This is a genomic window from Chryseoglobus sp. 28M-23 (genome assembly GCF_014789785.1).
Lineage (GTDB): Bacteria > Actinomycetota > Actinomycetes > Actinomycetales > Microbacteriaceae > Microcella > Microcella indica.
The window spans coordinates 1,139,159-1,164,158 of sequence record NZ_CP061846.1; the positions used below are offsets into that span (position 1 = coordinate 1,139,159).

Here is a 25,000-nt window from a genome sequence, read left to right on the forward strand (position 1 = left end):
CGGGCGTGTGCGCCGATGCCGGGGCGGCGCCGGGGCGTCCTGGCCCCGGCATCGGCGCGCACTCGCGGGTCAGGTCAGCCCTGGGCGCCCACGATGTAGGTGACGGCGTCACCGACGGTCTTGAGGTTCTTGACCTCTTCGTCGGGGATCTTGACGTCGAACTTCTCTTCCGCGTTCACGACGATCGTCATCATCGAGATCGAGTCGATGTCGAGGTCGTCGGTGAACGACTTGTCGAGAGCGACCGAGTCGGTCGAGATTCCGGTCTCGTCATTGATGAGCTCGGCGAGGCCGGCGAGAACTTCTTCGGTGGACAGTGCCATGGTGTTGTCTCCTAGGGGGTGTGTATGACCGCCTCCCATCCTAGGGCGGGGTGCGGTCGGGGTCGGGGGAGGCCGCGCGGGGCTAGGGCAAGCGCACCACTTGGGCGCCGAAGACGAGGCCGGCTCCGAAGCCGATCTGGAGGGCGAGGCCCCCGCTCAGTTCGGGATGCTCGGCGAGCAGTCGATGCGTCGCGAGCGGTATCGACGCCGCCGAGGTGTTGCCGGTCGTGGCGATGTCTCGCCCGACGACGACGTGCTCGGGCAGAGCGAGCTGCTTGGCGAACTCATCGATGATGCGCATGTTGGCCTGGTGCGGAATGAAGGCGGCGAGGTCGTCGGCCGTCACTCCCGCGGCGTCGAGGGCCTGCTTCGCGACCTTGGCCATCTCCCACACTGCCCAGCGGAAGACCGTCTGGCCTTCCTGGCGCAGGGTGGGGTACTCGCCGTCGGGGTCGTCGAAGGCCTCTTTGAGGGGGCGGTCCATGCCGACGGCGTCCCACTTGGAGCCGTCGGAGCCCCAGACGGTCGCCCCGATGCCGGGCTCGTCGGCGGGACCGACGATCGCGGCCCCGGCGCCGTCCCCGAGCAGGAAGGAGATGGTGCGGTCGGTGGGCTTGGCGAAATCGCTGAGCTTCTCGGCGCCGACCACGAGCACGTAGCGGGCCGCGCCGGCCCGGATGAGGGCATCCGCTTGGGCGATGCCGTAGGCGTAGCCGGCGCACGCGGCGGAGACATCGTAGGCGGGCGCCGGGGTCGCCCCGATGCGCTCGGTGAGGAGCGAGGCCAGGGAGGGCGTCTGCACGGTGTTGCTGATGGTCGAGACGATGACCGCGCCGATGTCGCTCGGGCTGATGCCGGCTTTCTGGATGGCCTCGCGCGAGGCCGCCTCGGCGAGATCGACCGCCTGCACGTTCGCACTCGCGCGGGTGCGGGTGATGACGCCCGTGCGCTGGCGGATCCACTCGTCGGAGGACTCGATCGGCCCGACGATGTCGTCGTTGGGCACGATGACGTCGCCGCGTGCTGCGCCGACAGCGTGGATGCGCGTGTACGGCACGCCCGTGGACTGGGTGAGGCTCGCGGGGCTCATGCGTTCTCCAGCATCTCGATCGCGGCGGGGAGGTCGTCTGGGGTCTTGATCGCGACGCTCGGCACGCCGCGCAGCCCGCGCTTCGCGAGACCCGTGAGGGCTCCGCCGGGCAGCAGTTCGATGATGCCGGTGACGCCGTCGGCCGCCATCGACTCCATGCAGGAGTCCCAGCGCACGGGCGAGGAGATCTGGCCGATGAGCAGGTCGAGGAAGGCTGCACCGGTCTCCACGACGCCCCCGTCGCGGTTCGTGTAGAGACGGATGCTGGGGTCGCCGACCGCGATGCCGTCGGCTGCCGTGCGCACGCGCTCCACGGCGTCTCCCATGTAGCTCGTGTGGAAGGCGCCGGCCACCTGGAGCGGAATGACGCGGGTGCCCGGCACGGGGTCGGCGGCGAGGGCTTCGAGGTTCGCGAGCTCGCCCGCGACGACGGTCTGGCCGCCGCCGTTGACGTTGGCCGCTTCGAGGCCGAGTTCGGTGATGCGCGCCGCGAGGGCATCGGCGTCGCCTCCGATGACGGCGCTCATGCCGGTGGGCACGAGGGCGGCCGCGTCGGCCATCGCGAGCCCGCGCTCGCGGACGAGGCGCAGGGCCTCCTCCTCCGAGAGCACTCCCGCGAGGGCGCCTGCTGCGAACTCGCCGACGGAGTGACCCGCGACCGCGCCGACACGGTCGCGCCGCCCGTCGAGCAGGGCGGAGGCGCTCAGCAGGCTCGCGGCGACGATGAGGGGCTGAGCGACGGCCGTGTCGCGGATGGTGTCGGCTTCGGACTCCGTACCGTGCGCGGCGAGATCGAGGCCGGTCGCAGCGGAGTAGCGGTCGAGGGTCGCGCGGTGGGCGGGGTCTTCGAGCCAGGGTGCGAGGAAGCCGGGGGACTGCGAGCCCTGGCCGGGGGCGACGACGACGATCATGAGTTCCATCCTCCCAAAGAGGGTTGCGGTCGGGTGCTGGTGGAGGTCGTGAACAAAGTCGTCACGGTGTTGTCCAGTCTCTACAGTGGCACGCGGCGGGGGTCACGGCGAGTCAGCGCCGTGGCCCTCCTGGTTCCGCAATCGAGCCGACGACGAGCGCGCACTGCAGGATGAGCGCCTCCCGTGAGCCGGTCGCATCCCATCCGATGACCTCGCTGATGCGCTTGAGGCGGTACCGGACCGTGTTGGGGTGCACGAACAGCTCGCGCGCCGTCGCCTCCAGACTGCGACCGTTGTCGAGGTAGGCCCAGAGGGTCGCGAGCAGTTCGACGTTGTGATTCTTGAGCGGCGTGTAGATGCGGTCGATGAGGGTGCGGCGGGCGATCGGATCGCCCGCGAGGGCGCGCTCGGGCAGCAGGTCGTCGGCATGCGTGGGGCGCGGAGCGTTGCGCCACGATCGCGCGACGGCGAATCCGGCGAGTGCCGCCTTGGCGCTCTTGCCTGCCTCTACCACGTCGGGCACCTCGGGGCCGAGTACGAGGTGCCCCTCCCCGAAACTGGGCTCGAGCGCCTCCGCGATCTGGGCGAAGGTGTGAGTCGGCGGGGCATCGGTGCCGTCTTCTCCGCGCGGCGTCGCGCGCCCGATGACGACGACGAGGCGATTGCCCTGCACTCCGATGAGCACGTCGGCGTCCACGTGGCGCGCGATGCGGCGCACCTGGTCGACGTCGACGATGCGGGGCGTCGTGCCGACGAGCACGCACACCTCGCCGTGACCGTTCCACCCGAGGGCGGCGATGCGGCTCGGCAGCTCGTTGTCGTACTCGCCGCTGAGGATCGAGTCGACGACGAGGGCCTCGAGCCGGGCATCCCAGAGTCCCCGCGCTTCTGCGGCGCGCGCGTAGACGTCAGCAGCGGCGAAGGCGATCTCCCGGCTGTACAGCAGGATCGCCTCGCGCACGCTCTCATCGCGGCCCTTGACGCGCTCCTCGACGACCTCGACCACGACTCGGATGAGCTGCAGGGTCTGCTGCAGGCTCACCGAGCGCAGAAGCTCGCGCGGCGCGGCGTCGAAGACATCGGCGGCGATCCACGGCTGCGAGCTCGGGTCGTCGTACCAGCTGATGAAGGAGGTGATGCCCGCTTGCGCGACGAGCCCGACGGCGGAACGTCGACTGGGCGGCATCGTGCCGTACCACGGCAGCGTGTCGTCGAGCTTCTTGAGCGTCTCCGACGCGAGGTCGCCCGAGATGTTGCGCAACCAGGTGAGCGTCTGAGCCTTCGTCATCGAGGCCACGTGCACCCCTTTCCTCGAGTACCGGGCGCGCGCCGGAGCGCGCGACCCGGTGCTGCCGCGTGCGTCAGGCGTCGCCGCCCGCAGCGCCCGTCGTGCCCGCGGTGACGTCGTGCAGGCGGTACCGCTCGATCGCCTGCCCCACGACAGCGGGGTCGACGACGCCGCGCCGCGCGAGCTGCTGGAGCGTGCGGACGACGACCGAGGGCCCGTCGATCGTGAAGTAGCGACGTGCGGCAGGCCGCGTGTCGCTGAAACCGAAGCCGTCGGCGCCCAGCGTGGCGAAGTCGCCAGGCACGAACTGCCGAATCTGATCAGGAACCGCGTGCATGAAGTCGCTCACCGCGACCACGGGGCCCTCGGCGGCCTCGAGCTTCTGCGTCACGTAGGGCACCCGCGGGCGCTCGCCCGGCTGCAGGAAGTTGTGCTCCTCCGCCGCGAGACCGTCGCGACGCAGCTCGGTCCACGAGGTGACGCTCCACACATCGGCGGAGACGTTCCAGTCGTCGGCGAGCAGCTGCTGGGCCTCGAGCGCCCAGGGCACCGCGACGCCCGAGGCGAGCAACTGCGCCTTCGGGCCGATGTTCTCGGCCCGCCGGTACAGGTACAGCCCACGCAGCACGCCGTCGACATCGAGGTTCTCGGGCTCGGCCGGCTGCACCTGCGGCTCGTTGTACACCGTGAGGTAGTACATGACGTTCGGGTCGGGGTGCTCGCCGCCGTACATGCGCTCGAGACCCGCCTTGACGATGTGACCGAGCTCGAACCCGAAGGCGGGGTCGTAGGACACGACGGCCGGGTTGGTGCTCGCGAGCAGCGGCGAGTGCCCGTCAGCGTGCTGGAGGCCCTCGCCCGTCAGGGTCGTGCGACCCGCGGTCGCGCCGATGACGAAGCCGCGCGCCATCTGGTCGCCCGCAGCCCAGAACGCGTCGCCCGTGCGCTGGAAGCCGAACATCGAGTAGAAGACGTAGACGGGGATGAGCGGCTCGCCGTGCGTGGCGTAGCTCGTGCCGACGGCGGTGAACGCGGCGACCGCGCCTGCCTCGTTGATGCCCGTGTGCAGAATCTGGCCCTGCGGGCTCTCCTTGTAGGCGAGCAGCTGCTCGCGGTCGACGCTCGTGTAGTGCTGGCCGGCCGGGTTGTAGATCTTCGAGGACGGGAAGTAGGCGTCCATGCCGAAGGTGCGCGCCTCATCCGGAATGATCGGCACGATGCGGTGACCGAAGTCCTTCGACCGCAGGAGGTCCTTGAGCAGTCGTGCGAAGGCCATCGTGGTGGCGATCTCATGCTTGCCCGAGCCCTTCTTCACGATGTCGTACGTCTTCTCGTCGGGGAGCGAGATCTGGGTGTACTTCGTGCGGCGCTCGGGCACGAAGCCGCCGAGCTCGCGCCGGCGCTCGTGCAGGTACTGGATCGCCGGGTCGTCGTTGCCCGGGTGGTAGTAGGGCGGCTGGTACGGGTCCTTCTCGAGCTCGGCGTCGGTGATGGGAATGCGCATCTCGTCGCGGAACTGCTTGAGGTTGTCGAGCGTGAGCTTCTTCATCTGGTGGGTCGCGTTGCGGCCCTCGAAGCTCGGGCCGAGGCCGTAGCCCTTGACGGTCTTCGCGAGGACGACGGTCGGCTGGCCGGTGTGCTCGCTCGCAGCCTTGAACGCCGCGTACACCTTGCGGTAGTCGTGGCCGCCGCGCTTGAGGTTCCAGATCTCGTCGTCGCTCATGTGCTCGACCATCGCCGCCGTGCGCGGGTCGCGCCCGAAGAAGTGCTCGCGGATGAACGCGCCGGACTCGGCCTTGTACGTCTGGTAGTCGCCGTCCGGGGTGCGGTTCATGAGGTCGCGCAACGCGCCCTCGTGGTCGTTCGCGAGCAGGGCATCCCACTCTCGGCCCCAGACCACCTTGATGACGTTCCATCCGGCACCGCGGAAGAAGCTCTCGAGCTCCTGGATGATCTTGCCGTTGCCGCGCACCGGGCCGTCGAGGCGCTGCAGGTTGCAGTTGATGACGAAGTTGAGGTTGTCGAGACCGTCGTTCGCAGCGAGCTGCAGGGCGCCGCGGCTCTCGACCTCGTCCATCTCGCCGTCGCCGAGGAAGGCCCACACCTGAGAGTCGTCGGCCTCGGCGATGCCGCGGTTGGTCACGTACTTGTTGAGCTGCGCCTGGTAGATGGCGTTGATGGGGCCCAGGCCCATCGACACGGTCGGGAACTGCCAGAACTTCGGCATGAGACGCGGGTGCGGGTAGCTCGAGAGCCCGCCGCTGGGGTGCGACTTCTCCTGCCGGAAGCCGTCGAGCTGGTCCGTCGTGAGGCGGCCCTCGAGGTAGGCGCGCGCGTACATGCCGGGGGAGGCGTGACCCTGGTAGAAGATCTGGTCGCCGCCCGTGGGGTGCTCGGCGCCGCGGAAGAAGTGGTTGTGGCCGACCTCGTACAGCGCCGCACTCGACGCGTACGTGGAGATGTGACCGCCGACGGCGATGTTCGGCCGCTGCGCGCGGTGCACGGTGATCGCGGCGTTCCAGCGGATCCACGCGCGGTAGCGGCGCTCGAGCTCCTCGTCGCCCGGGAAGGCCGGCTCGTTCTCGGGAGCGATCGTGTTGAGGTAGTCCGTCGTCGGCACCATCGGCACGCCGAGGTGCAGCTCCTTCGAGCGCTTGAGGAGGCTGAGCATGATCTCGCGCCCTCGCTGCGGACCGCGAGCCTGAACGACCGCGTCGAGCGACTCATTCCATTCGCTGGTCTCCTCCGGATCGGAGTCTGTGTGCTTGACCGAGTACGGATCCTGGTCGTTGACCGTCACCCTTGACCTCTTCCTGGTGGTAGACAGAGTGTGTCGTCGGTCGTCACCACCGGGTTGCGGCGGGAGACCGTTTCGAGCGTGATCGAGTCTAGTCATGCCCGCCTGCACCTACCGTGACCGGCCGGCGCGAGGCGCGGCGGCCCGCGGAGCAGTAGCATTCTCGTCGTCGGGCTCTTAGCTCAGTTGGTAGAGCGCCTCGTTTACACCGAGGATGTCGGCGGTTCGAGTCCGTCAGGGCCCACCCTCCCCACCCTTCTTCTGCGCGATCCCATCCGAGCCACTCGCGTTGCGGTGCGCCGCTGCGGTGTCGGTGCGCCCGCCTAGCGTGGACATGTGCCGGTGAGTGTGGAGCAGTGGTGGGCGCGCCGCCAGTGGGTGACCGGGCGCGACGTGCCGCATCCGATCGGCGAGTTCCGGGATGCCTGGGCCGCCTTCCCGAGACTCGTCGAGCAGTTCCACCCCGACCGCAATCGCGAGCTCGTGCTGAGCCAGATTCCGCCCGCCGCCGACGTGTGGCTGCTCTGGGTGTGCGGCATCGGGCACGACTTCGTCGCGACGCCCGCGGAGCAGCGCGCCCGGCCCGTGCGGTCGCGCTCACGTCGCTCGTGGTGCCCTGTCTGCGCGACCCCCTCCGCCTTGCCGCCCGCACCCAAGTGGCCCCGCGGCATCCCGCGCCCCGCGCCCTCCTCGGGCAGCCCGCACCCTGCTGACCCCGCGGCAGCACCCGAGTCGGGTCTCCACAATTCAGGAGTCGGCGAGAGCGTCGGCTCGGGGTCGTCCGCGTCAGTGCAGGGTTCTCGCGCCTCGCGTCGGCGTGTCGTGCACGTCCCGGCCGCGCGCACTCCTGAGGTGTGGAGGTCGGCGGGGGAGGTCGCGCCGGGCGCGGCGTTCGTGAGCGGCGCGGCATCGCGTGCCTCGTCGGCAGCCCAGGAACGGCTGCGGACGCTCGTGGCCGAGCGGCTCGACATCGACCTGAGCCCCAACGCCGTGCGGGTGCGCACGCCGTTCTTCGGCAGGCTCGAAGTGTGGCCCGACCTCGTGCTGCCCGAGCTCGCGATCGCGGTAGAGCTCGACACGATCGGGCGCGCCGGCGATGAGCACGTGGGAGAGCGCGAGCGCGTCGATCGTCGCAAGGACAGGGTGCTCGCCGACGTGGGCTGGGTCGTCATCCGCATGCGCTGCCGGCCCCTGCGAGCGCTCGGGGAGCACGACCTCGTCGTGCCGAGAGTCTCCGCACGCGCGGTGGACGCACTCGTCGACCGCATGGCGGCAGTGCGGGGCGAGCTCATGGTCGCCGCCTACCGGTCTCCGCGCGCCGGTTGAGAGCGCCATGTCAGCCGGGACCCGGCCGATGCCCGGCCGAGCGTGCCGACGCACGCACGGCGGGTCTGCCGCGATCTAGAGGAACAGCGCCCAGAGAAGCGCGACGAAGACGAGCACGAACACCGCGGGCCCGACGACGCGCACGATCTCGATGCCGCGCGACGTCGCGATGATGCGCTCGGCGATCGCCGAGCGGCTCTCGAGCGCCCGCAACTCGGTCACGACCGCGCTGCCCTCGTTCGCGGCGGCGATCTGGGCCGCGGCTCCGAGCAGGCCCGAGGCGAGCAGGATGCCGGCCGCCGCGAGGCGCACGGGCAGGTCGGCGTCGCCGAGGCCCACGGCGAGCATCCCGACCGTCGCCGTCAGCAGCAGCGTCGGCGCGACCTGCGAGATGATGATGTGCCACCGGGCGCTCGCCCAGTGCGTGAGAAGTTCGCTCTCGGTCATGGCCACACGATAGCCCGGCCCGCCGTGAGCCCGAGCCGGAGGCGGTGGCGGTGGCGGCAGCGATCGGGGCGCTCGTGCTCGCCTCCGTGCTGTGGGGCACCACGGGAACCTCGGCGACCTTCCTGACCGGGGGCGTCAGTCCGCTTGCCATCGGCGCGACGACGATGACGCTGGGCGGTGCGCTGCTGTTCGCGACCTCCGCGCGCTCCTCGCTCGCGGTCGTCCGCGAGCGCTCGTGCCGCGGCTGGCTCCTCGCGGCGGCCGCGGGCATGGTCGTCTACCCGCTGACGTTCTACGCGACCATGGATCTCGCCGGCGTCGCGATCGGCAACGTCGTCTCCCTCGGCTCCGGCCCGCTGTTCGCGGCGCTGCTGGAATGGCGCGTCGATCGTCAGAGGCTGACGCTGCGCTGGATGCTCAGCACGGCGGTCGCGCTCGTGGGGGTCTCCCTGCTCGTGGGCGGCGGCCACGGCGCTGGCTCCGTCGTCGACCCGGCGACGGTGCCGCTCGGCGTGCTGCTGGGGTTGGCGGCCGGCGCGGGATACGCGCTCTTCACCTACGCGGCCGGCGTCATCGTGCGCGCGGGTCACGGCGGGCGCGCGACGATGGGAGCCGCGTTCGGTCTCGCCGCCGTGCCGCTCTCGGTCGTCATGCTCGTCACCGCCGCTCCGCTGGTCGCCACGGTCGCCAATGCGGGCATCGCGGTGTATCTCGCCGTGGGCCCGATGTTCATCGCCTACGTGCTCTTCGCTCGCAGCCTTCGCGAGCTGCGCAGTTCGACCGTCACCGTCGTGACGCTGCTCGAGCCGTTCGTCGCGACGCTGCTCGCGGTCGCGGTGGTGGGTGAGCGCCTCGAGGCCGCGGGATGGCTGGGGCTCGCCCTCATCCTCGTCGGGGTAACTGTGCTCTCTACGGCTCGTCACCCGCGACAGATGTCCTGACCGCCCTATCATCGGGGCATGGTCGACGAGCAGCAGCCGCCCGAGGACGACGCGACGTCGATGGAGCCACCCGGACCCCGGCGCTCGACGTACACGCCGCCACCCGCTGACGCCCAGTATGACGCGAGCGCGACCGACGACGACGCGCTCGCGGGAGCGCTCGCGCAGGAGTTCCGTCGGTGGACGCCGCCGCCGCGCCGCACGGAGAGCACGCCCGAGACGGGCCGCGAACCGGCCTCCCCGGCAGCGGCACCCGCGACACCGGCACCGCCCCCCTCGGAGCCCGCGCCGGTCGAGTCATCCCCGGTGGAGTCATCCCCGGTCGAGTCCGTGCCCCCGCCTCCCGCGTATCGCGCGCCGACTGAGCCGGCACCGGCTGAGCCGTCTCATCCCGCTCCGTCGACCTGGTGGTCGGCTCCTCCCGTACCGCCTCAGCCTGCCCCTCCGATCGCGGAGCAGCCGAGCGACGAGCCAGCGGCGACCGCCCCGCACAGCGAACCCGCCTACTCGCCCTCGCGCGCCGTCCCCGCAGAGCCACTGCCTCCCGCCGCACCGAAGCCCCCGGCAGCGTCGCCCGCAGCCGCAACGCCCGCAGCGTCAGACGGTCCGCCCCCGGGCATCCCCGCTCCGCCGCGCCGTGAGTCGATGACGGACGAGCAGCTTCTCGCCGCCGCAGACCTCGATGCTCCCGACCACGACACGAGCGCACTCCTCGACCTCCTCGAACAGCAGCTGCTTCTGCGCGAGGCCGAGGTGGCCCGTCTGGGGGAGTGGGAGCGCCACGTGCGCGAGACCGCCGGCCCCGCGGCCGAGCCGCTCGTCGCCGAGGTGCGCGCGCAGTTCACGGGGTCGATTCCCATCGTCGGCGGCATCGCGGCCCCGCAGCGCGCGCCCGAACCTGCCCCGGCAGAGCCCGGGCCGACGGAGCCAGCACCGACAGAGCCAGCGCCGCCGGAGCCCTCCCGGTCAGAGGAACCGCAGTCGGAGCATCACGCATCCGCCCCGACGGCGGAGGCCGAGCCGATGCCCTCGGAGCAGTCTCCGGCCGCTCCGGCGTCGGTGGAGTCCGCCTCGGCGCCGCCGAGCGGCCCCGAGCTCGACCTCGCGCTCGCGGATGCCCCGCCGCCCTTCGGCGCGACGGCAGCCGACGTGCCGCCACCCCCCTCGGCCGCTGCTGATGACGACGCACCTCCGCCGCTCGTGGAGCCCGAGACCTCGGCGCCTGGGTCGGTCGACCCTGAGGTGCTCACGGGGCCGACGAGTCTCGAGGCGATCTTCGGCGCAGCCGTGGCTGCCGAGAACGCCGAGCCGACGACTGATGAGAGCGCGCTCGGCGAGCCATCGCCCGCCACCGTCGTCGACGACGCGCCGCTCGAGGAACCCGCTGCGAGCGACACCGACCCGGCGGCCGCGTTCGGCTTCGAGGACCTGCTGCGCGAGCCCGAGCCCGAGCCTGACCAGGAACTCCGAGCCGCCGAGGCGACCGCCGCGGGAGCTGCCGTCGCGGCCACGGCCACGACGGTGCCTCCCGCGGAGGCGGCTCTGCGGTCGGACGCGATGGAGCCGGCCACGCCCCCGGCCGCCCGCGTCGAGTCGACGAGTCTCGAACCGACGCCGGCCGAGCAGCGCGCAGGAGCCTCGGTGCGCCTGTTCTGGCTGTGGTTCGCGGTCAACGCCTCCGTCGTGAGCATCGGCCTGGGCGCGGTCGTGTTCTCGCTCGGCATGAGCCTCCGGCAGGCGATTCTCGCGACTCTCATCGGTGTGGCGATGTCGTTCCTGCCGCTGGGTCTCGGCACTCTCGCGAGCAAATGGAGCGGCCAGCCGACGATGGTCGTCTCCCGGGCAACGTTCGGCACGGCCGGCAACGTCCTGCCGGCACTCGTCGCCCTCGTGAGCCGCGCGCTGTGGGCGTCGGCCCTGCTCTGGATGCTCGCCGCAGGTGTCGCGGAGATCCTGGTCGGCGGGCAGGTCGTGACGACGCTCGGCCGGCTCGAGCTCTCCCTCATCGCCGCGGGTCTCGCTCTCATCCTGTCGGCGCTCATCGCCGGATTCGGTTTCGGCATGATCGCTGTCGTGAGCGCTGTCGTGAGCGCGCTCGCGGGCATCCTCGTCGTGGGCATCATCGTCCTCACGGTCGAGTACGTCGATCTCGATCTGGCGCTCTCCGTCGCGGATGGACCGTGGGCGCTGCTCGCGACCGGTGCGATTCTCGTGTTCAGCGTCGTCGGGCTCGCGTGGGCGCACGGCAGCGGCGACGTCGCGCGCTATCAGGCGCAGGGCACGAGCGGCGCCGCTGCCGTGCTGTGGGCGACGTTCGGGGCGACGATCCCCTCCTTCCTGCTCATCGGGTGGGGCACCGTGCTCGCCGCCTCGAACCCGTTCATCGCCGAGGGCCTCGTGGCGAACCCGGTCGACCTGATCTCACGACTGTTGCCGCTCTGGTACCCGGTGCCGCTCATCGCGGCGGTCGCGCTGAGTCTCATCACCGCCGCAGCGCTCGCCCTGTACTCGGGCGGGTTCGCGCTGCAGGCCCTCGGCGCGCGACTGCCGCGCCCGATGGCCGTCCTCGTGACGGTCGTCGTGTCCGGCGCCCTCCTCGCCGTGCTGCTGCTCGCCGTGACCGACCTCGACAGCCTGTTCCGCGATGTGCTCACGACCCTCGCCGTGCCGATCGCGGCCTGGGCGGGCATCTTCGGGGCGGAGGTCAGCCTCCGCGCGGCGACCCGTTCGGGCCGCCTCCACGCGCCCTCGCTCCTTCGCTCCGGCGGCGTCTACCCGGCGATCCGCTGGGTCAACCTCTCCATGCTCCTCGTCGCGACCGCTGTCGGCTGGGGATTCACGACCGCCACGGTGGTGGGGCTGCAATGGCAGGGCTACCTGTGGGGCGTCGTGGAGCTGCCGGCGGACGGCGCGCTCGTGTCGAGCGACGTCGGTGTCGCGGTCGCGCTCGGACTCGGGCTGCTCACGCCGCTCGTGGCGGGCATCCCGGGCCTGCGTCGACTCCAGCGCGCGGAGCGCGCTGCATCCGGCACCACGGTGCCGCAGGCGAGCCTCATCGGCGAGAACGCGGGGGCGGCGACCGCGACAGGGACGACCTCGACGATCGTCACCGCTGCGGAGCGCGCCCCGTGACGACGCTGCAGAACGTGCTCGACGCGATCGAGAGCCTGTGGCCCGCACGTGGCGCTGAAGGGTGGGATGCGCCCGGCCTCCTGAGCGGCGACCCCGCCGCGGGCGTCTCGCGCATCCTGCTCGCCGTGGATGCTGTCGCCGCGACCGTCGACGAGGCCATCGAGGGCGACCACGACCTCCTGCTCGTGCATCACCCGCTGCTCATGCGCGGCGTCACGACGGTCGCGGAGTCGACGGCGAAGGGCGCGATGCTCGCTCGGCTCATCCGCGGCGAGTGCGCCCTCGTCGCCGCCCACACGAACGCGGACATCGTCGAGACGGGCACGAGCGGGCGACTCGCGGAGCTCCTGCAGCTGCGCGAGGTCGCGGCGATCGCCGAGGGCCCCACCAGCAACGGCCATGGCGGCGACGGGCACGCCGGTGACGGGCACGGGGTCACCGGACTCGGCCGCACCGGCGTCCTTCCCGAGGCGACGACCCTCGGCGAGCTCGCACGCACGCTCGCGCAGCTGCTGCCGGCGACGGCGGGGGGCGTGCGCGTCGGCGGCGAGTACGACCGCCGCGTCGCCAGGATCGCCCTGTGCGGGGGAGCGGGCGACTCCCTGCTCGCCGAGCCGGCCGTGCGCGACAGCGACGTGTACATCACCTCAGACCTGCGGCATCACCCCGCGAGCGAGGCGCTCGAGACTGCCCGAGTCGCCGGGGGCCCCGCGCTCATCGACGTCTCCCACTGGGCGAGCGAGTGGCTGTGGCTCGACACCGCCGCTGCCGAGCTGCGCACGGCGCTTCCGGGTGTGGAGGTGGTCGTGAGCGAGCTGCGCACCGACCCGTGGGACTTCGTTGTGGTTCAGTAGTCACATGGCCCTCACCGCACCCCCCGAGACGCAGGCGCTCCTGCTCGACCTGCAGGCTCTCGACACCCACCTGCAGCAGCTCGCGCACCGCGAGAAGACCCTTCCCGAGCACGAGACCCTCACGGCCATCACCGCGGAATCCGAGTCGGTGCGCGCGACGCTCGTCGATGCGCGCGGCGACCTCGACGACTCCCGCACCGAGCTAGGTCGTGTGGAGTCCGACGTCGACCTGGTCGAGAAGCGCATCGCGCGCGACACCGACCGACTGCAGTCGAGCTCCTCCGTCAAAGACATCCAGGGGCTCGAGCACGAGGTCGCCTCGCTGCGCACGAGGCTGAACGACCTGGAGGAGATCCAGCTCGCCGTCATGGAGCGCGTCGAGGTCCTCGAGCTCACGGTCGAGGCTGCCGAATCGCAGCACCGGGATCACGCCGCACGTCTCTCCGCCGCGCAGGAGGCGTACGACGCTGCTCTGGCGGCGCTCCGCGAGGAGCGGGCCGGAGTGCTCGCGCAGCGAGAGACTCTGTCGGCGAGCATCCCCGATGATCTTCTGGCCCTCTACGAGAAGCAGCGCGAGCGCTACGGCGTGGGGGCCTCGCATCTGCGCGCCCGCGTCTCGAGCGCGAGCGGGGTCGAGCTGACCGGCAGCGATCTGGAGACCGTGCGCTCCGCGGCTCCCGACGCCGTCGTCATGTGCCCTGACTCGAACGCGATCCTCGTGCGCACCGGGGAGTCGGGCCTGTGACGCGAGAGCTGCTCGTCGAGGCCGACGGCGGCTCGCGCGGCAACCCCGGCCCCGCCGCGGGTGGCGCCGTCGTGATCGATCCGGCAAGCGGCGAGGTGCTCGCCGAGGTCGGCGTCTGGGTGGGCACGGCGACCAACAACGTGGCCGAGTACTCGGGAATGCTCGCCGGGGTGCGCCGCGCTCTCGCGATCGCTCCGGATGCTGAGCTCACGATCCGCATGGACTCCAAGCTCGTCGTCGAGCAGATGATGGGCCGCTGGAAGATCAAGCACCCCGCCATGGCCGAGCTCGCCGCCGAAGCGCGGCGGGTGCTCTCCGGCACACCCGTGCGCTTCGAGTGGGTGCCGCGCCTGCAGAACTCGCGCGCCGACAAATGCGCGAACGACGCGATGGACGCTCGGGCCTCGTTCGAGCGCTGAGCGGTGCACGACCGAGAGGATACCCGCGGCGAGCATCCCGCACGCGGTAGCCTGGGAGCGCAAGTGGGCCGGCCAGACGGTCGCGTCGGAGGCACGCCCCGCGAGGGGAACGACTCCGCCGAGGAACGTCCGGGCTCCGCAGAGCAGGGCGGTGGGTAACACCCACCCGGAGAAATCCGCGAGAACAGTGCAACAGAGAGCAGACCGCCGTCGGCTTCGGCCGACGGTAAGGGTGAAACGGTGGTGTAAGAGACCACCAGGGGCCCGAGTGATCGGGCGCGCTGGGCAAACCTCGCCCGGAGCAAGGTCAGACAGGCACCGATGAAGCTGCTCGCTGAGGTGTCGGGTAGACCGCTAGAGGGCTGCGGCAACGTAGTCCCGAGAGAGATGGCCGTCGAAGGGGAGAGATCCCTGGAACAGAACCCGGCGTATCGGCCGACCCACTTGCCCTATGCACACCCCACATGCCCTAATCGGCATGCACAACACGCCGATCGCGGCATGAAACGCCAAGGTTCGGCGCCTAGGGTGAACAGCATCCACCGGGCAACCGCCCGTTCTTCTGTCGGCTGGGAAGTCGCGTTTCGACTCCAAAGGCCGTCATGACCAGTTCTTCCTCGTCCGCGCCCGGCACCATCCGTCGCACGTCTCCGCGGGATCCGGGGTCCGTGGGGCCCACGAGCACCTACAGCGCCCTCATGCGCACCGTCCGCGACAGCGGTCTGCTGCGTCGGCGTCGTGGCTTCTACTACGCGGTGTTCGCGGGTCTCGCCCTCGCGCTCGGCGGCCTCACCACGGGCTTCGTGCTGCTCGGCGACAGCTGGTACCAGCTCCTCATCGCGGCAGGCCTCGGTCTCGTCCTCACGCAGATCGCCTTCGTCACCCACGAGGCCTCGCACCGGCAGATCTTCACCTCGGGTGTCGCCAACGATCGACTCGGCCGCATCCTCGCCGCTGGCGTCGTGGGCATCAGCTACCACTGGTGGATGCACAAGCACTCGCGTCACCACGCGAAGCCCAACCAGAAGGGCGCCGACCCCGACATCGCTCCCGACACGATCACGTTCATGCCGGAGGATGCCGCGAAGTCGACGGGCGCGATGGCGCTCATCACCCGTAAGCAGGGCTATCTGTTCTTCCCGCTTCTCACGCTCGAGGGCATCAACCTCCACCTGCGCTCCATCATCACGCTCTTCGACCGCGGACGCGTCGAGGGTCGCTTCCTCGAGCTCGGGCTCATCACAGCGCGCTTGAGCCTCTACATCGCCGTTGTCTTCTGGGCCCTGCCGCTGGGCATGGCCTTCGCGTTCCTCGGTGTGCAGCTCGCCGTCTTCGGCGTCTACATGGGCGCCTCCTTCGCGCCCAACCACAAGGGCATGCCGATCCTCCCCGCCGACACCGACCTCGACTTCCTCACGCGCCAGGTCATGACCTCGCGCAACCTGCGCGGCGGATGGTGGTCGACGGCGATGTTCGGTGGCCTCAACTACCAGATCGAACACCACCTCTTCCCGAACATGCCCCGCCCCGCGCTGCGGCACGCGGCGCAGATCGTGCGGGAGCACTCGCGCACGCTCGGCATCCCCTACACCGAGGCGGGCATCCTCGAGTCGTACCGCATCGTCATCCGCTATCTCAACGAGGTCGGTCTCGCCGCGCGCGACCCCTTCGACTGCCCGATGGTGAACCGCTTCCGCCGAACATGACGGCCAGGCGGACACCGCAGCGCCCTCCCGCCTCGGGCTAGTCGGCGGCGAGGGCTGCGGCGCCGATGATGCCTGCATTGTTGCGCAGTTCGGCTGGAACGATCGGCGCGCGCAGGTCGAGCAGGGGCAGGAACTCCTCGTGACTCTTGGAGATACCCCCTCCGACGACGAAGAGGCTCGGCGAGAAGAGGAACTCGACGTGGCTGTAGAAGCGCTGCAGGCGCTCCGCCCACTCCGCGAAGCTCAGCTCCTCCCGCTCGCGCGCGGAGTTCGCCGCGCGGCTCTCGGCGTCGGCGCCATCGATCTCGAGGTGGCCGAGCTCGCTGTTCGGGATGAGCGTGCCGCGGTGGATGAGCGCGCTGCCGATGCCCGTGCCGAGAGTCGTCATGATCACGAGCCCGCGCACGTCGCGGGCGGCGCCGAACCTCGCCTCGGCGAACCCGGCCGCATCCGCGTCGTTGACGAAGTGCATGTCGCGGCCGAGCGCCTCCCCGAACGCAGCGTCGGCATCGAGCCCGATCCAGGCATCGCTCACGTTGGCGGCCGACATGGTGCGGCCCTCGAGCACGATCGCGGGGAAGCAGACGCCGAGGTGCGCAGCGTCACCGCCGCCGGCCTCCACCTCGAGCTCGTGCACGATCTCGCGCACCGTCTCGATGATGCCGGCCGGCTCGCCGTTCTCCGGGGTGGAGCGCTTGACGCGGTCGCTCGCGAGCTCACCAGAGTCGAGGTCGACGAGGGCTCCCTTGATGCCGGTGCCGCCGATGTCGATGCCGATCGCGTGGCTCATGGTGGGGCTCCTTCGGTCGGTGAGGCGGGTCTCACGGCAGCGTGAGAATCTCCGCGCCGCGCTCGGTGACGACGAGCGTGTGCTCGAACTGCGCCGTCAGCTGCTTGTCCTTGGTCGTGACCGTCCAGTCGTCGGCCCACAGATCCCACTCGATCGTGCCGAGGGTGAGCATGGGCTCGATCGTGAAGACCATGCCGGGCTCCATGACGGTCGCGTACTGGGGTGCAGCGTCGTAGTGCGGCACGATGAGTCCGCTGTGGAACGAGCGGCCCACGCCGTGGCCGGTGAAGTCGCGCACGACGCCGTAGCCGAAGCGCTTCGCGTACGCCTCGATCGCGCGGCCGATGACGTTGATCTGACGTCCGGGCGCGACGGCCTTGATGCCGCGCCGCAGAGCCTCCTCGGTGCGCTCGACGAGCAGCCGGGCATCCTCGCTCGCCTCGTCCACCAGGAAGGTGCGGTTCAGGTCGCCGTGCACGCCGTCCTTGAACGCCGTGACGTCGATGTTGACGAGGTCGCCCTCGACGATGACCGTATCGTCGGGGATGCCGTGGCAGATGACCTCGTTGAGGCTCGTGCAGCACGACTTCGGGTAGCCGCGGTAGCCGAGGGTCGAGGGGTAGGCGCCATGGTCGAGCATGAACTCGTGGGCGATGCGATCGAGTTCGTCGGTCGTGACGCCCGGCGCGATGGCCGCGCCCGCCGCCTCGATCGCCCCGGCGGCGATGCGCCCGGCAGCGCGGATGCGCTCGATCGTCTCGGCGTCGTAGACATCACCGCCCACGTGCGGGCCAGGCTCGGCCTTGCCGACGTACTCGGGGCGCGGGATGCTCGTGGGCACAGCGCGCGGGGCTGAGAGGCGCCCGGCGACGAGGTGACCGGAGGCGTCGCGGGGCATAGAGTCGAGTCTACCGATCGGGGGAGGGGCTCCATGGCGCACAACGACGAGCAGCAGTGGTGGTACAACCACAAGACGGACGAGGTCGAGCAGGGCAAGCAATCGCTCGGCTCCGACCGCGACGGCCCGTACGCGACGGAGGCCGAGGCCCGCCGCGCGCCCGAGATCGCGCGTGAGCGCGCCCGCGCGTGGGCAGCCGAGGAGGCCGAGCGAGAGCAGTGACCCCCGCGTCGTGCCAGATCTGGCGCGAAGGGGCGCTCAAGTTCGGCGCACCAACCACTTTGCGGCGAATCTGGGCCGCTCCGCACGCCGTGCGCTAGTTGGCGCGCTCCTGCAGCGCCTGCTCGGCGGTCGCGTCGCTGTAGCTGTGCTGCTCGTCGGGGTAGGCGCCCGACTCGACATCGGCGCGGAACGCGAGAGCGGCATCCGTGAGCACCTGCCGCAGGTTCGCGTACTGCTTGACGAACTTCGGAATGCGGCCGCCGCCGAGCCCCGCCCAGTCGGTCCACACGACGAGCTGGCCGTCGCAGTGCGGGCCGCCGCCAACGGAGATGGTCGGGATGCTCAGCTCGGCCGTCACGCGCTGCGCGGCCTCCGCGGGCACCATCTCGAGCACCACCGCGAAGGCGCCCGCGTCTTCGACCGCGTGCGCGTCCGCGAGCAACTGGTCGGCAGCGTCGCCACGGCCCTGGATGACGTGGCCCCCGAGACCGTGCTCGCTCTGAGGCGTGAAGCCGATGTGCGCCATGACGGGGATGCCCGCCTCGACGATGCGGCGGATCTGCTCGGCCGAGCGCACCCCGCCCTCGAGCTTCACGGCGTGCGCCCCCGTCTCCTTCATGAAGCGGAACGCCGTGTGCAGTGCTTCATCGGGGCCGGTCTCGTACGAGCCGAAGGGCATGTCGGCGACGACGAGCGCGCGCTTCACGCCGCTCACGACGCCGCGCGTGAGGGGGATCAGGTCGTCGATCGTCACGGGCAGGGTCGTGTCGTAGCCGAGCACGGTGTTGCCCGCCGAGTCTCCGACGAGCAGGAAGTCGATGCCGGCCTCGTCGAAGATCTGGGCGGTGAGCACGTCGTAGGACGTGAGGCCCGTGATCTTGATGCCCTGCTCCTTCGCCCGGGCGAAGTGACGGGTGCGGACTCTCTTCGGTGATGCCTCAGCCATGCCGCCCAGCCTAGACCCGGGCTCTACTCGGTCGGCCTGTACGCGCGGGGGTCGGCGGGCCGCCGCGACAGACAGCTACTCGGTGGGTCGATACGTAATCGGCAACCGCCGGTCGCGCCCGAACGCCATTCCCGAGATCTTCGGGCCGATCGCACCCTGGCGGCGCTTCCACTCGGCGCGGTCGACGAGCCGCGTCACGAAGTCGACGGTCTCGCGGTCGAAGCCGAGCGCGACGACGTCGTCGTGGCCGAGCGAGCGCGTCACGTAGGCGTCGAGGATCGCGTCGAGCACCTCATACGGCGGCAGCGTGTCCTGGTCGGTCTGGTCGGGCCGCAGTTCGGCGCTCGGCGGCTTCTCGATCGAGCCGCGGGGGATCGGCGGGGTCTCGCCGCGGGCCTCGGCGTGCGCGTTGCGCCAGCGCGCGAGCTCCCACACGAGCAGCTTCGGCACGTCCTTGATGGGCGCGAACCCGCCGACCGAGTCGCCGTAGATGGTCGAGTATCCGACGGCGAGCTCGGTCTTGTTGCCGGTCGTGAGCACGAGGTGACCGTGCATGTTGGAGAGCCCCATGAGGATGACGCCGCGGATGCGCGCCTGCAGATTCTCGGCGGCGACCCCGTCGAGCTTCAGCTGCGTCTCGACGGGCTCCACGAGCGCGGCGATGGGCTCGACCGAGTAGGGCAGGCCGAGCCGCTCGGCGAGGTCGTCGGCGTCGGAGCGCGAGTGGTCCGAGCTCCACTGCGAGGGCATCGAGACGCCGTGGACGTTCTCGGCGCCGATCGCGTCGGCGGCGATCGCGGCGCACACGCTCGAGTCGATGCCGCCCGAGAGTCCCAGGACGACGCTGCGGAAGCCGTTCTTGCGCACGTAGTCGCGCGTGCCGGTGACGAGCGCGTTCCAGACCTGCTCGCGGTAGTCCGCGAGCTCGGCGATGTCGGCTGCGAGCGGCGGTTGGTCGGGGGAGCCCGCCGCGGCGAGCTCGACGCGGCGCACCGCGGGGGGAAGGTCGGCCTGGGCGGCCTCGGCCGCATCCACGTCGACGACGAGAAGGTGCTCGGCGAACTGCGGAGCGCGCGCGAGGATGCGGCCGGTGCCGTCCACCACGACGCTGTCCCCGTCGAAGACGAGGTCGTCTTGACCGCCGACGATGTTCACGTAGGCGACGACTGTGTCCGTCTCGGTCGCGCGCCGGGTCACGAGCGGCAGCCGCACCTCGTCCTTGTCGCGCTCGAAGGGGCTCGCGTTGAGCACGACGAGCACGCCAGCGTCGGCCTCGAGCACGCGGCCGACGGGGCCGCCGTCGCGCCACAGGTCCTCGCACACGATGATGGCGACGTCGACGCCGCGCACCCGCACGACGAGCAGCTCGTCGCCCGGGATGAACACCCGGTACTCGTCGAACACCGAATAGTTGGGCAAGTGGTGCTTCGCGTACAGGGCGAGCACCGTGCCGCCCTGCAGCACGCTCGCGCAGTTCTGCGCGATCGCGGTCGGAGCGTTCGAGGTGCCGAGCAGGCGCGGCTCGAAGGGACCCTCGGGGTGGCCCACGACGACGGCGATATCGCCGAGGCCCTCCGCCTGCAGTCGCTCGGCGAGGGCGGGCACGGCGCGGCTCGCGGCGGCGAGGAACGACGGCCGGGAGGCGAGGTCCTCGATCGGATAGCCGGTGAGAGCCATCTCCCCGGTCACGAGGATGTCCGCACCCTGCCGCACGGCCGCTCGCGCGGCCTCGACGATCTGCTCGGTGTTGCCGAGAAGGTCCCCGACGACGGGGTTCGACTGGGCCAGGGCCAAGCGGAGTCGGGGCATACCCAGTAGCCTAATAGTGGGCCGGAGCGGTCTTTCTGAGCGTCACGAAAGGGCAGCATGGACAAGCAGCGCGACTTCGTTCTCCGCACGATCGAGGAGCGCGGCGTCAAGTTCGTGAGGCTCTGGTTCACCGACGTCGTGGGGGCTCTCAAGAGCGTCGCGATCGCCCCCGCAGAGGTGGAGGGCGCCTTTGCGGAGGGGCTCGGCATCGACGGCTCCTCGATCGAGGGGTTCACGCGCGCCTTCGAGGCCGATGTGCTCGCGCACCCCGACCCGACGACGTTCCAGATCCTTCCGTGGCGGGGCGAGGTCGACCCGACGGCACGCATGTTCTGCGACATCACGACCCCCGACGGCCAGCCGGCCGCCGCCGACCCGCGCAATGTGCTCAAGCGCACGCTCGCGAAGGCCGCCGATCGCGGGTTCACGTTCTACACGCACCCCGAGATCGAGTTCTACCTGCTCAAGAGCGCCTCGTACGGCCCCGAGGGTCCTCAGCCGGTCGACCAGGCCGGTTACTTCGACAACGTGCCGGGCGGCTCGGCCCACGACTTCCGCCGCAGCGCCGTACGCATGCTCGAGGAGCTCGGCATCTCTGTGGAGTTCAGCCACCACGAGGCGGGGCCCGGCCAGAACGAGATCGACCTGCGGTACGCCGACGCGCTCACGACGGCCGACAACATCATGACGTTCCGCACCGTCGTCAAGGAGGTCGCGATCGAGCAGGGCGTGTACGCGACGTTCATGCCGAAGCCGCTCGCGAACCAGCCGGGCTCGGGCATGCACACCCACATGTCGCTCTTCGAGGGCGACACGAACGCCTTCTTCGACGCCTCGGGGGAGTACCAGCTCTCCAAGATCGGCCGCCAGTTCGTCGCGGGCATCCTGCAGCACGCTCCCGAGATCACGGCGGTGACCAACCAGTACGTGAACTCGTACAAGCGCATCTGGGGTGGGGACGAGGCGCCGAGCTATGTCACGTGGGGCCACAACAACCGGTCCGCCCTCATGCGCGTGCCGCTCTACAAGCCCGGCAAGGGGCAGAGCGCGCGCGTCGAGTACCGCGGCGTCGACTCCGCCGCGAACCCCTACCTGGCCTACTCCCTGCTGCTCGCCGCCGGCCTCAAGGGCATCGAGGAGGGCTACGACCTGCCCGCCGAGGCGGAGGACACGGTGTGGGAGCTCAGCGAGTCTGAGCGCCGTGCGCTCGGTTACAAGGCGCTGCCCTCGAGCCTCGACCTCGCGCTCGGGCTCATGGAGGAGAGCGAGCTCGTGGCGGAGACGCTGGGCGAGCAGGTCTTCAACTACGTGCTGCTCAACAAGCGTCGCGAGTGGCGCGAGTACCGGCTGCAGGTGACTCCGTACGAGCTCGAGAGCAACCTGCCGATTCTGTGATCGGGGGCAGCTGACGCCATGACGCGACCGCAGTCCACTCTCACCGAGCTCGCTCGGGTCGGCTTCACCGACCTCAGTGACGTGCGCGCGCTGCTGGAGACCCTCGACATCGCGACGGAGGATGCCGGCGTGTTCGGGCAGGCCGCCGACCCGGATCGCGCGCTGAGGGCGCTCGCGCGGCTGCAGGAGCAGCATCCGGAGGACGTCGCGGCCCTGTCGTCGCACGCCGAGTGGAGCGCTCGAGCCGTGCGCGTCGTCGGTGCCAGCGAAGGGCTCGCCGACTTTCTGCGCCGCCGCCCCCAGCAGCTCGAGGCACTGCGCGAGCGGCCGCCCGGCCCGCTGGGTGCGGCGACCTACCGCGCGGAACTCGCCGCGGCGGTCGAGGCCACCGACGATGTCGAGCAGGGCCGGGTAGCCCTCCGTGTGGCGTACCGGCGCCATCTCATGCTGCTCGCCGCCTGGGATCTCGAGCAGGATGACCCGCTGCAGGCGCAGCCTCTCGTCTCGGAGGGGCTCGCCGACCTCGCCGGGGCGGCACTCGACGCCGCGCTTCTGCTCGCACGCCGCGCCTCGACCTTCCCCGCCGAGGATATCGAGCGCACGAAGCTCGCGATCATCGGCATGGGCAAGGCGGGGGCTCGCGAGCTCAACTACATCAGCGACGTCGACGTGATCTACGTCGCCGACGCCGCCGAGGGCCTCGAGACCGCACGCGCGGTCGAGATCGCGACGAGGCTCGCGGCGGAGACGGCGCGCGGCATCCAGGACCCGGCGCTCGAGCCCCCTCTGTGGGAGGTCGACGCGAACCTGCGGCCGGAGGGCAAGGACGGCGCGCTCGTCCGCACGCTCGACTCGCATCGCGCGTACTACGAGCGCTGGGCGAAGAGCTGGGAGTTCCAGGCGTTGCTCAAGTCGCGCCCGCTCGCGGGAGACGCCGAGCTGGGGCAGCGCTACTGCGAGACGGTCCACCCCATGGTCTGGTCCATCTCTCAACGGGACGGCTTCGTGGAGTCGGTGCAGCGCATGCGCGAGCGCGTGACCGACCACATCCCCGACGATGAGTTGGATGTTCAGCTCAAGCTCGGCCCTGGTGGGCTTCGCGACATCGAGTTCACCATCCAGCTCCTCCAGCTCGTCCACGGCCTGCACGACGATCGCGTGCGCCAGCCCGACACCCTGGGCGCTCTCGCGTCCCTCGCCGAGCACGGCTACATCGGCCGCGTCGAGGCCGCCGAGTTCTCGACCGACTACCGAACTCTGCGCGTCATGGAGCACCGCGTGCAGCTCGACCAGCTGCGCCGCACCCACCTCATGCCCCGCGACGAGGACCGCCTGCGGGTCCTTGCCCGAGCCACGGGCCTCGCCGGTTCGGCCGACGAGATCGTCGCGCTCTGGCAGAGCACGCGGGCGGCGGTGCGCTCACTGCACGAGAAGCTCTTCTACCGTCCGCTCCTCACCGCGGTGGCCTCCCTCCCGGAGGGCGGGCTCGCACTCACGAGCGACCAGGCCAAGGCGCGACTCGCGGCGATCGGCTTCACCGACCCGGCGGGCGCGCTGCGGCACATCGCCGCGCTCACGAGCGGAGTGTCGCGTCGCGCGGCGATCCAGCGCACGCTCCTGCCGGTCATCCTGCAGTGGCTGGCCGACGGCGCCGACCCCGATTACGGCCTCCTCGCGTTCCGCAAGCTCAGCGAGGCTCTCGGCGAGTCCTACTGGTTCCTGCGCATGCTGCGCGATTCGAGCGGTGCCGCAGAGCGGCTCACGAAGGTGCTCGCCGCCTCGCGGTACGTGGGCGGGCTCTTCGAGCGGAATCCGGAGGGTGCGGCCTGGCTCGAGAACGATGAGGAGCTGCGGCCCCGATCACTGGATGCCCTGCTCGAGGAGACGCGAGCCACGGTCGCCCGGCACGACGGCGACACCGATGCTGCGGCGAAAGCCCTGCGCACCGCCCGCCAGCGCGAGATCCTGCGCATCGCACTCTCGGGGATCCTCGACGTGTCCACGATCCAGGAGGTCGGGCGCGGCCTGACCGCGGTCACGACGGCGCTCTTGACGGGAGTGCTCTCGCTGGCGCACCGGCCCGACGACGGCATCGAGTTCGCGATCATCGGCATGGGGCGCTACGGCGGCGGCGAGCTCGGCTTCGGCAGCGACACCGACGTCATCTACGTGTACCGCGACGCGGGTGCGGGGGACCGCGCGCAGGCGACCGCCGAGGGCATCGTGCGCGAGCTCACCCGCCTCACCGAAGATCTGCGGCTGCCGCTCGACCTGGATGCGGACCTGCGGCCGGAGGGCAAGAACGGCCCCCTCGTGCGCTCGCTCGACGCCTACCGTGCCTACTATGACCGCTGGTCGCTCACGTGGGAGGCGCAAGCTCTCTTGCGTGCGCACGCCGTCGCGGGGGAGGAGTCGCTGCGCGAGGACTTCCTCGCCCTCGCCGACACGGTGCGCTACCCGAAGCAGCTTCCGGCCGCGGACGCGCGCGAGGTGCGGCGCATCAAGGCGCGCGTCGAGTCAGAGCGCCTGCCGCAGGCGGCGGACCCGGCGCGGCACGTCAAGCTCGGTCGAGGCTCGCTGAGCGACGTCGAGTGGTTTGTGCAGCTGCTGCAGCTGCAGCACGCCTCCTCAAGGCCGGCGCTCAAGACGACGTCGACACTCGAGGCGCTCGACGCCGTGGTCGCGGAGGGCCTCGTCACGGAGTCTGACGCGGCCCGGCTGCGCGATGCGTGGATCATCGCCTCACGCGTGCGGTCGGCGCTCACGCTATGGCTCAACAAGACGGTCGACGTGCTGCCCGACGACCGACTGCAGCTCGAGGGCATCGCGCGCCTCATGGGATACCCGGCGGGCTGCGCCTCGCAGCTCGAGGAGGACTACTTGCGCCGCACGCGCCTCGCCCGCCAGGTCTTCGAGCGCGGCTTCTACGACGCCTGAGGTGCTCGCGACGCTGTGCGGCGC

20 protein-coding genes, 1 tRNA gene and 1 other RNA gene are annotated in these 25,000 nt (G+C 70.9%); 12 read left to right on the forward strand and 10 right to left on the reverse strand.

From position 1 onward, the window contains the following. Window positions 1-74: 74 nt before the first annotated feature. The 5 genes from IE160_RS05560 to aceE form a co-directional block, all read right to left on the reverse strand. Window positions 75-323 (reverse strand): acyl carrier protein, encoded by a 249-nt coding sequence (locus tag IE160_RS05560; protein WP_152584058.1) that lies wholly within the window; start codon window positions 321-323, stop codon window positions 75-77. 82 nt (window positions 324-405) lie between these two features. Continuing rightward, complete coding sequence (locus IE160_RS05565; protein WP_191151881.1) at window positions 406-1,413, reverse strand: beta-ketoacyl-ACP synthase III; 1,008 nt, start codon at window positions 1,411-1,413, stop codon at window positions 406-408. Continuing rightward, window positions 1,410-2,324, reverse strand: coding sequence for an ACP S-malonyltransferase (locus IE160_RS05570; protein ID WP_191151882.1), 915 nt, complete (start codon window positions 2,322-2,324; stop codon window positions 1,410-1,412). Before IE160_RS05570 ends, IE160_RS05565 begins: the two co-directional genes overlap by 4 nt. A 112-nt stretch (window positions 2,325-2,436) precedes the next feature. Continuing rightward, window positions 2,437-3,612 (reverse strand): PucR family transcriptional regulator, encoded by a 1,176-nt coding sequence (locus IE160_RS05575; RefSeq protein ID WP_191151990.1) that lies wholly within the window; start codon window positions 3,610-3,612, stop codon window positions 2,437-2,439. Window positions 3,613-3,685: 73 nt separating this feature from the next. Further along, window positions 3,686-6,412: a pyruvate dehydrogenase (acetyl-transferring), homodimeric type gene (aceE, locus tag IE160_RS05580; protein ID WP_191151883.1), complete on the reverse strand. Its 2,727-nt coding sequence runs from the start codon at window positions 6,410-6,412 to the stop codon at window positions 3,686-3,688. Between the two features lie 168 nt (window positions 6,413-6,580). On the opposite strand from aceE, the gene IE160_RS05585 reads away from it, so the two are divergent. Then, window positions 6,581-6,653 (forward strand) — tRNA-Val (locus IE160_RS05585). Between the two features lie 92 nt (window positions 6,654-6,745). Then, window positions 6,746-7,735 (forward strand): putative endonuclease domain-containing protein, encoded by a 990-nt coding sequence (locus IE160_RS05590; RefSeq protein ID WP_191151884.1) that lies wholly within the window; start codon window positions 6,746-6,748, stop codon window positions 7,733-7,735. 75 nt (window positions 7,736-7,810) lie between these two features. Here IE160_RS05590 and IE160_RS05595 read toward each other — a convergent pair whose 3' ends face one another. Beyond that, on the reverse strand, window positions 7,811-8,182 hold the full coding sequence (locus tag IE160_RS05595) for a hypothetical protein (RefSeq protein ID WP_191151885.1): 372 nt from the start codon (window positions 8,180-8,182) through the stop codon (window positions 7,811-7,813). Window positions 8,183-8,232: 50 nt separating this feature from the next. Here IE160_RS05595 and IE160_RS05600 point away from each other — a divergent pair, with 50 nt between their 5' ends. From IE160_RS05600 to IE160_RS05625, 7 genes are all read left to right on the forward strand, one after another. Then, window positions 8,233-9,123 carry a DMT family transporter gene (locus IE160_RS05600; RefSeq protein ID WP_224744595.1) on the forward strand — a complete coding sequence of 297 codons (891 nt, stop codon included), beginning with the start codon at window positions 8,233-8,235 and terminating at the stop codon, window positions 9,121-9,123. 18 nt (window positions 9,124-9,141) lie between these two features. Beyond that, window positions 9,142-12,255, forward strand: a complete 3,114-nt coding sequence (locus IE160_RS12535) for a cytosine permease (RefSeq protein WP_224744596.1) — start codon at window positions 9,142-9,144, stop codon at window positions 12,253-12,255. Continuing rightward, window positions 12,252-13,109 (forward strand): Nif3-like dinuclear metal center hexameric protein, encoded by an 858-nt coding sequence (locus IE160_RS05605; RefSeq protein ID WP_224744597.1) that lies wholly within the window; start codon window positions 12,252-12,254, stop codon window positions 13,107-13,109. The genes IE160_RS12535 and IE160_RS05605 overlap by 4 nt, the downstream gene beginning before the upstream one ends. Before the next feature lie 4 nt (window positions 13,110-13,113). Next, window positions 13,114-13,854 carry a zinc ribbon domain-containing protein gene (locus tag IE160_RS05610; RefSeq protein WP_179873701.1) on the forward strand — a complete coding sequence of 247 codons (741 nt, stop codon included), beginning with the start codon at window positions 13,114-13,116 and terminating at the stop codon, window positions 13,852-13,854. Beyond that, complete coding sequence (locus tag IE160_RS05615; RefSeq protein WP_179873702.1) at window positions 13,851-14,273, forward strand: reverse transcriptase-like protein; 423 nt, start codon at window positions 13,851-13,853, stop codon at window positions 14,271-14,273. Before IE160_RS05610 ends, IE160_RS05615 begins: the two co-directional genes overlap by 4 nt. 64 nt (window positions 14,274-14,337) lie before the next feature. After that, an RNA gene (gene rnpB, locus IE160_RS05620) (RNase P RNA component class A) lies at window positions 14,338-14,720 on the forward strand. Between the two features lie 155 nt (window positions 14,721-14,875). Beyond that, on the forward strand, window positions 14,876-15,979 hold the full coding sequence (locus IE160_RS05625; protein ID WP_179873703.1) for a fatty acid desaturase family protein: 1,104 nt from the start codon (window positions 14,876-14,878) through the stop codon (window positions 15,977-15,979). Window positions 15,980-16,016: 37 nt separating this feature from the next. Here IE160_RS05625 and ppgK read toward each other — a convergent pair whose 3' ends face one another. Further along, window positions 16,017-16,769 (reverse strand): polyphosphate--glucose phosphotransferase, encoded by a 753-nt coding sequence (gene ppgK, locus IE160_RS05630; RefSeq protein ID WP_179873704.1) that lies wholly within the window; start codon window positions 16,767-16,769, stop codon window positions 16,017-16,019. A 31-nt stretch (window positions 16,770-16,800) separates the two neighbouring features. Continuing rightward, window positions 16,801-17,667: a type I methionyl aminopeptidase gene (gene map, locus IE160_RS05635; RefSeq protein WP_191151888.1), complete on the reverse strand. Its 867-nt coding sequence runs from the start codon at window positions 17,665-17,667 to the stop codon at window positions 16,801-16,803. Between the two features lie 33 nt (window positions 17,668-17,700). On the opposite strand from map, the gene IE160_RS05640 reads away from it, so the two are divergent. Further along, window positions 17,701-17,889, forward strand: coding sequence for a methionine aminopeptidase (locus IE160_RS05640; protein WP_179873706.1), 189 nt, complete (start codon window positions 17,701-17,703; stop codon window positions 17,887-17,889). A 94-nt stretch (window positions 17,890-17,983) separates the two neighbouring features. Here IE160_RS05640 and panB read toward each other — a convergent pair whose 3' ends face one another. Beyond that, window positions 17,984-18,835, reverse strand: a complete 852-nt coding sequence (gene panB / locus IE160_RS05645; protein WP_179873707.1) for a 3-methyl-2-oxobutanoate hydroxymethyltransferase — start codon at window positions 18,833-18,835, stop codon at window positions 17,984-17,986. Window positions 18,836-18,910: 75 nt separating this feature from the next. After that, window positions 18,911-20,644 (reverse strand): NAD+ synthase, encoded by a 1,734-nt coding sequence (locus tag IE160_RS05650; RefSeq protein ID WP_191151889.1) that lies wholly within the window; start codon window positions 20,642-20,644, stop codon window positions 18,911-18,913. 57 nt (window positions 20,645-20,701) lie between these two features. Between IE160_RS05650 and IE160_RS05655 the strand changes: the two genes are divergently transcribed. Then, entirely contained in the window at window positions 20,702-22,039 is a 1,338-nt protein-coding gene (locus tag IE160_RS05655) for a glutamine synthetase family protein (protein ID WP_179873709.1), read from the forward strand. A gap of 18 nt (window positions 22,040-22,057) precedes the next feature. Beyond that, window positions 22,058-24,976, forward strand: coding sequence for a bifunctional [glutamine synthetase] adenylyltransferase/[glutamine synthetase]-adenylyl-L-tyrosine phosphorylase (locus IE160_RS05660; RefSeq protein WP_191151890.1), 2,919 nt, complete (start codon window positions 22,058-22,060; stop codon window positions 24,974-24,976). Window positions 24,977-25,000 lie beyond the last annotated feature (24 nt).

What these genes read in the sequence shown, in the direction of transcription:
- IE160_RS05575 (WP_191151990.1), bottom strand. Translation starts at nt 3,612, where the DNA reads ATGACGAAGGCTCAGACGCTCACCTGGTTGCGCAACATCTCGGGCGAC.
- IE160_RS05565 (WP_191151881.1), bottom strand. Translation starts at nt 1,413, where the DNA reads ATGAGCCCCGCGAGCCTCACCCAGTCCACGGGCGTGCCGTACACGCGC.
- IE160_RS05610 (WP_179873701.1), top strand. Translation starts at nt 13,114, where the DNA reads ATGGCCCTCACCGCACCCCCCGAGACGCAGGCGCTCCTGCTCGACCTG.
- IE160_RS12535 (WP_224744596.1), top strand. Translation starts at nt 9,142, where the DNA reads ATGGTCGACGAGCAGCAGCCGCCCGAGGACGACGCGACGTCGATGGAG.
- panB (WP_179873707.1), bottom strand. Translation starts at nt 18,835, where the DNA reads ATGGCTGAGGCATCACCGAAGAGAGTCCGCACCCGTCACTTCGCCCGG.
- IE160_RS05570 (WP_191151882.1), bottom strand. Translation starts at nt 2,324, where the DNA reads ATGATCGTCGTCGTCGCCCCCGGCCAGGGCTCGCAGTCCCCCGGCTTC.
- IE160_RS05640 (WP_179873706.1), top strand. Translation starts at nt 17,701, where the DNA reads ATGGCGCACAACGACGAGCAGCAGTGGTGGTACAACCACAAGACGGAC.
- IE160_RS05595 (WP_191151885.1), bottom strand. Translation starts at nt 8,182, where the DNA reads ATGACCGAGAGCGAACTTCTCACGCACTGGGCGAGCGCCCGGTGGCAC.
- IE160_RS05660 (WP_191151890.1), top strand. Translation starts at nt 22,058, where the DNA reads ATGACGCGACCGCAGTCCACTCTCACCGAGCTCGCTCGGGTCGGCTTC.
- IE160_RS05560 (WP_152584058.1), bottom strand. Translation starts at nt 323, where the DNA reads ATGGCACTGTCCACCGAAGAAGTTCTCGCCGGCCTCGCCGAGCTCATC.
- IE160_RS05625 (WP_179873703.1), top strand. Translation starts at nt 14,876, where the DNA reads ATGACCAGTTCTTCCTCGTCCGCGCCCGGCACCATCCGTCGCACGTCT.
- IE160_RS05655 (WP_179873709.1), top strand. Translation starts at nt 20,702, where the DNA reads ATGGACAAGCAGCGCGACTTCGTTCTCCGCACGATCGAGGAGCGCGGC.
- map (WP_191151888.1), bottom strand. Translation starts at nt 17,667, where the DNA reads ATGCCCCGCGACGCCTCCGGTCACCTCGTCGCCGGGCGCCTCTCAGCC.
- ppgK (WP_179873704.1), bottom strand. Translation starts at nt 16,769, where the DNA reads ATGAGCCACGCGATCGGCATCGACATCGGCGGCACCGGCATCAAGGGA.
- IE160_RS05650 (WP_191151889.1), bottom strand. Translation starts at nt 20,644, where the DNA reads ATGCCCCGACTCCGCTTGGCCCTGGCCCAGTCGAACCCCGTCGTCGGG.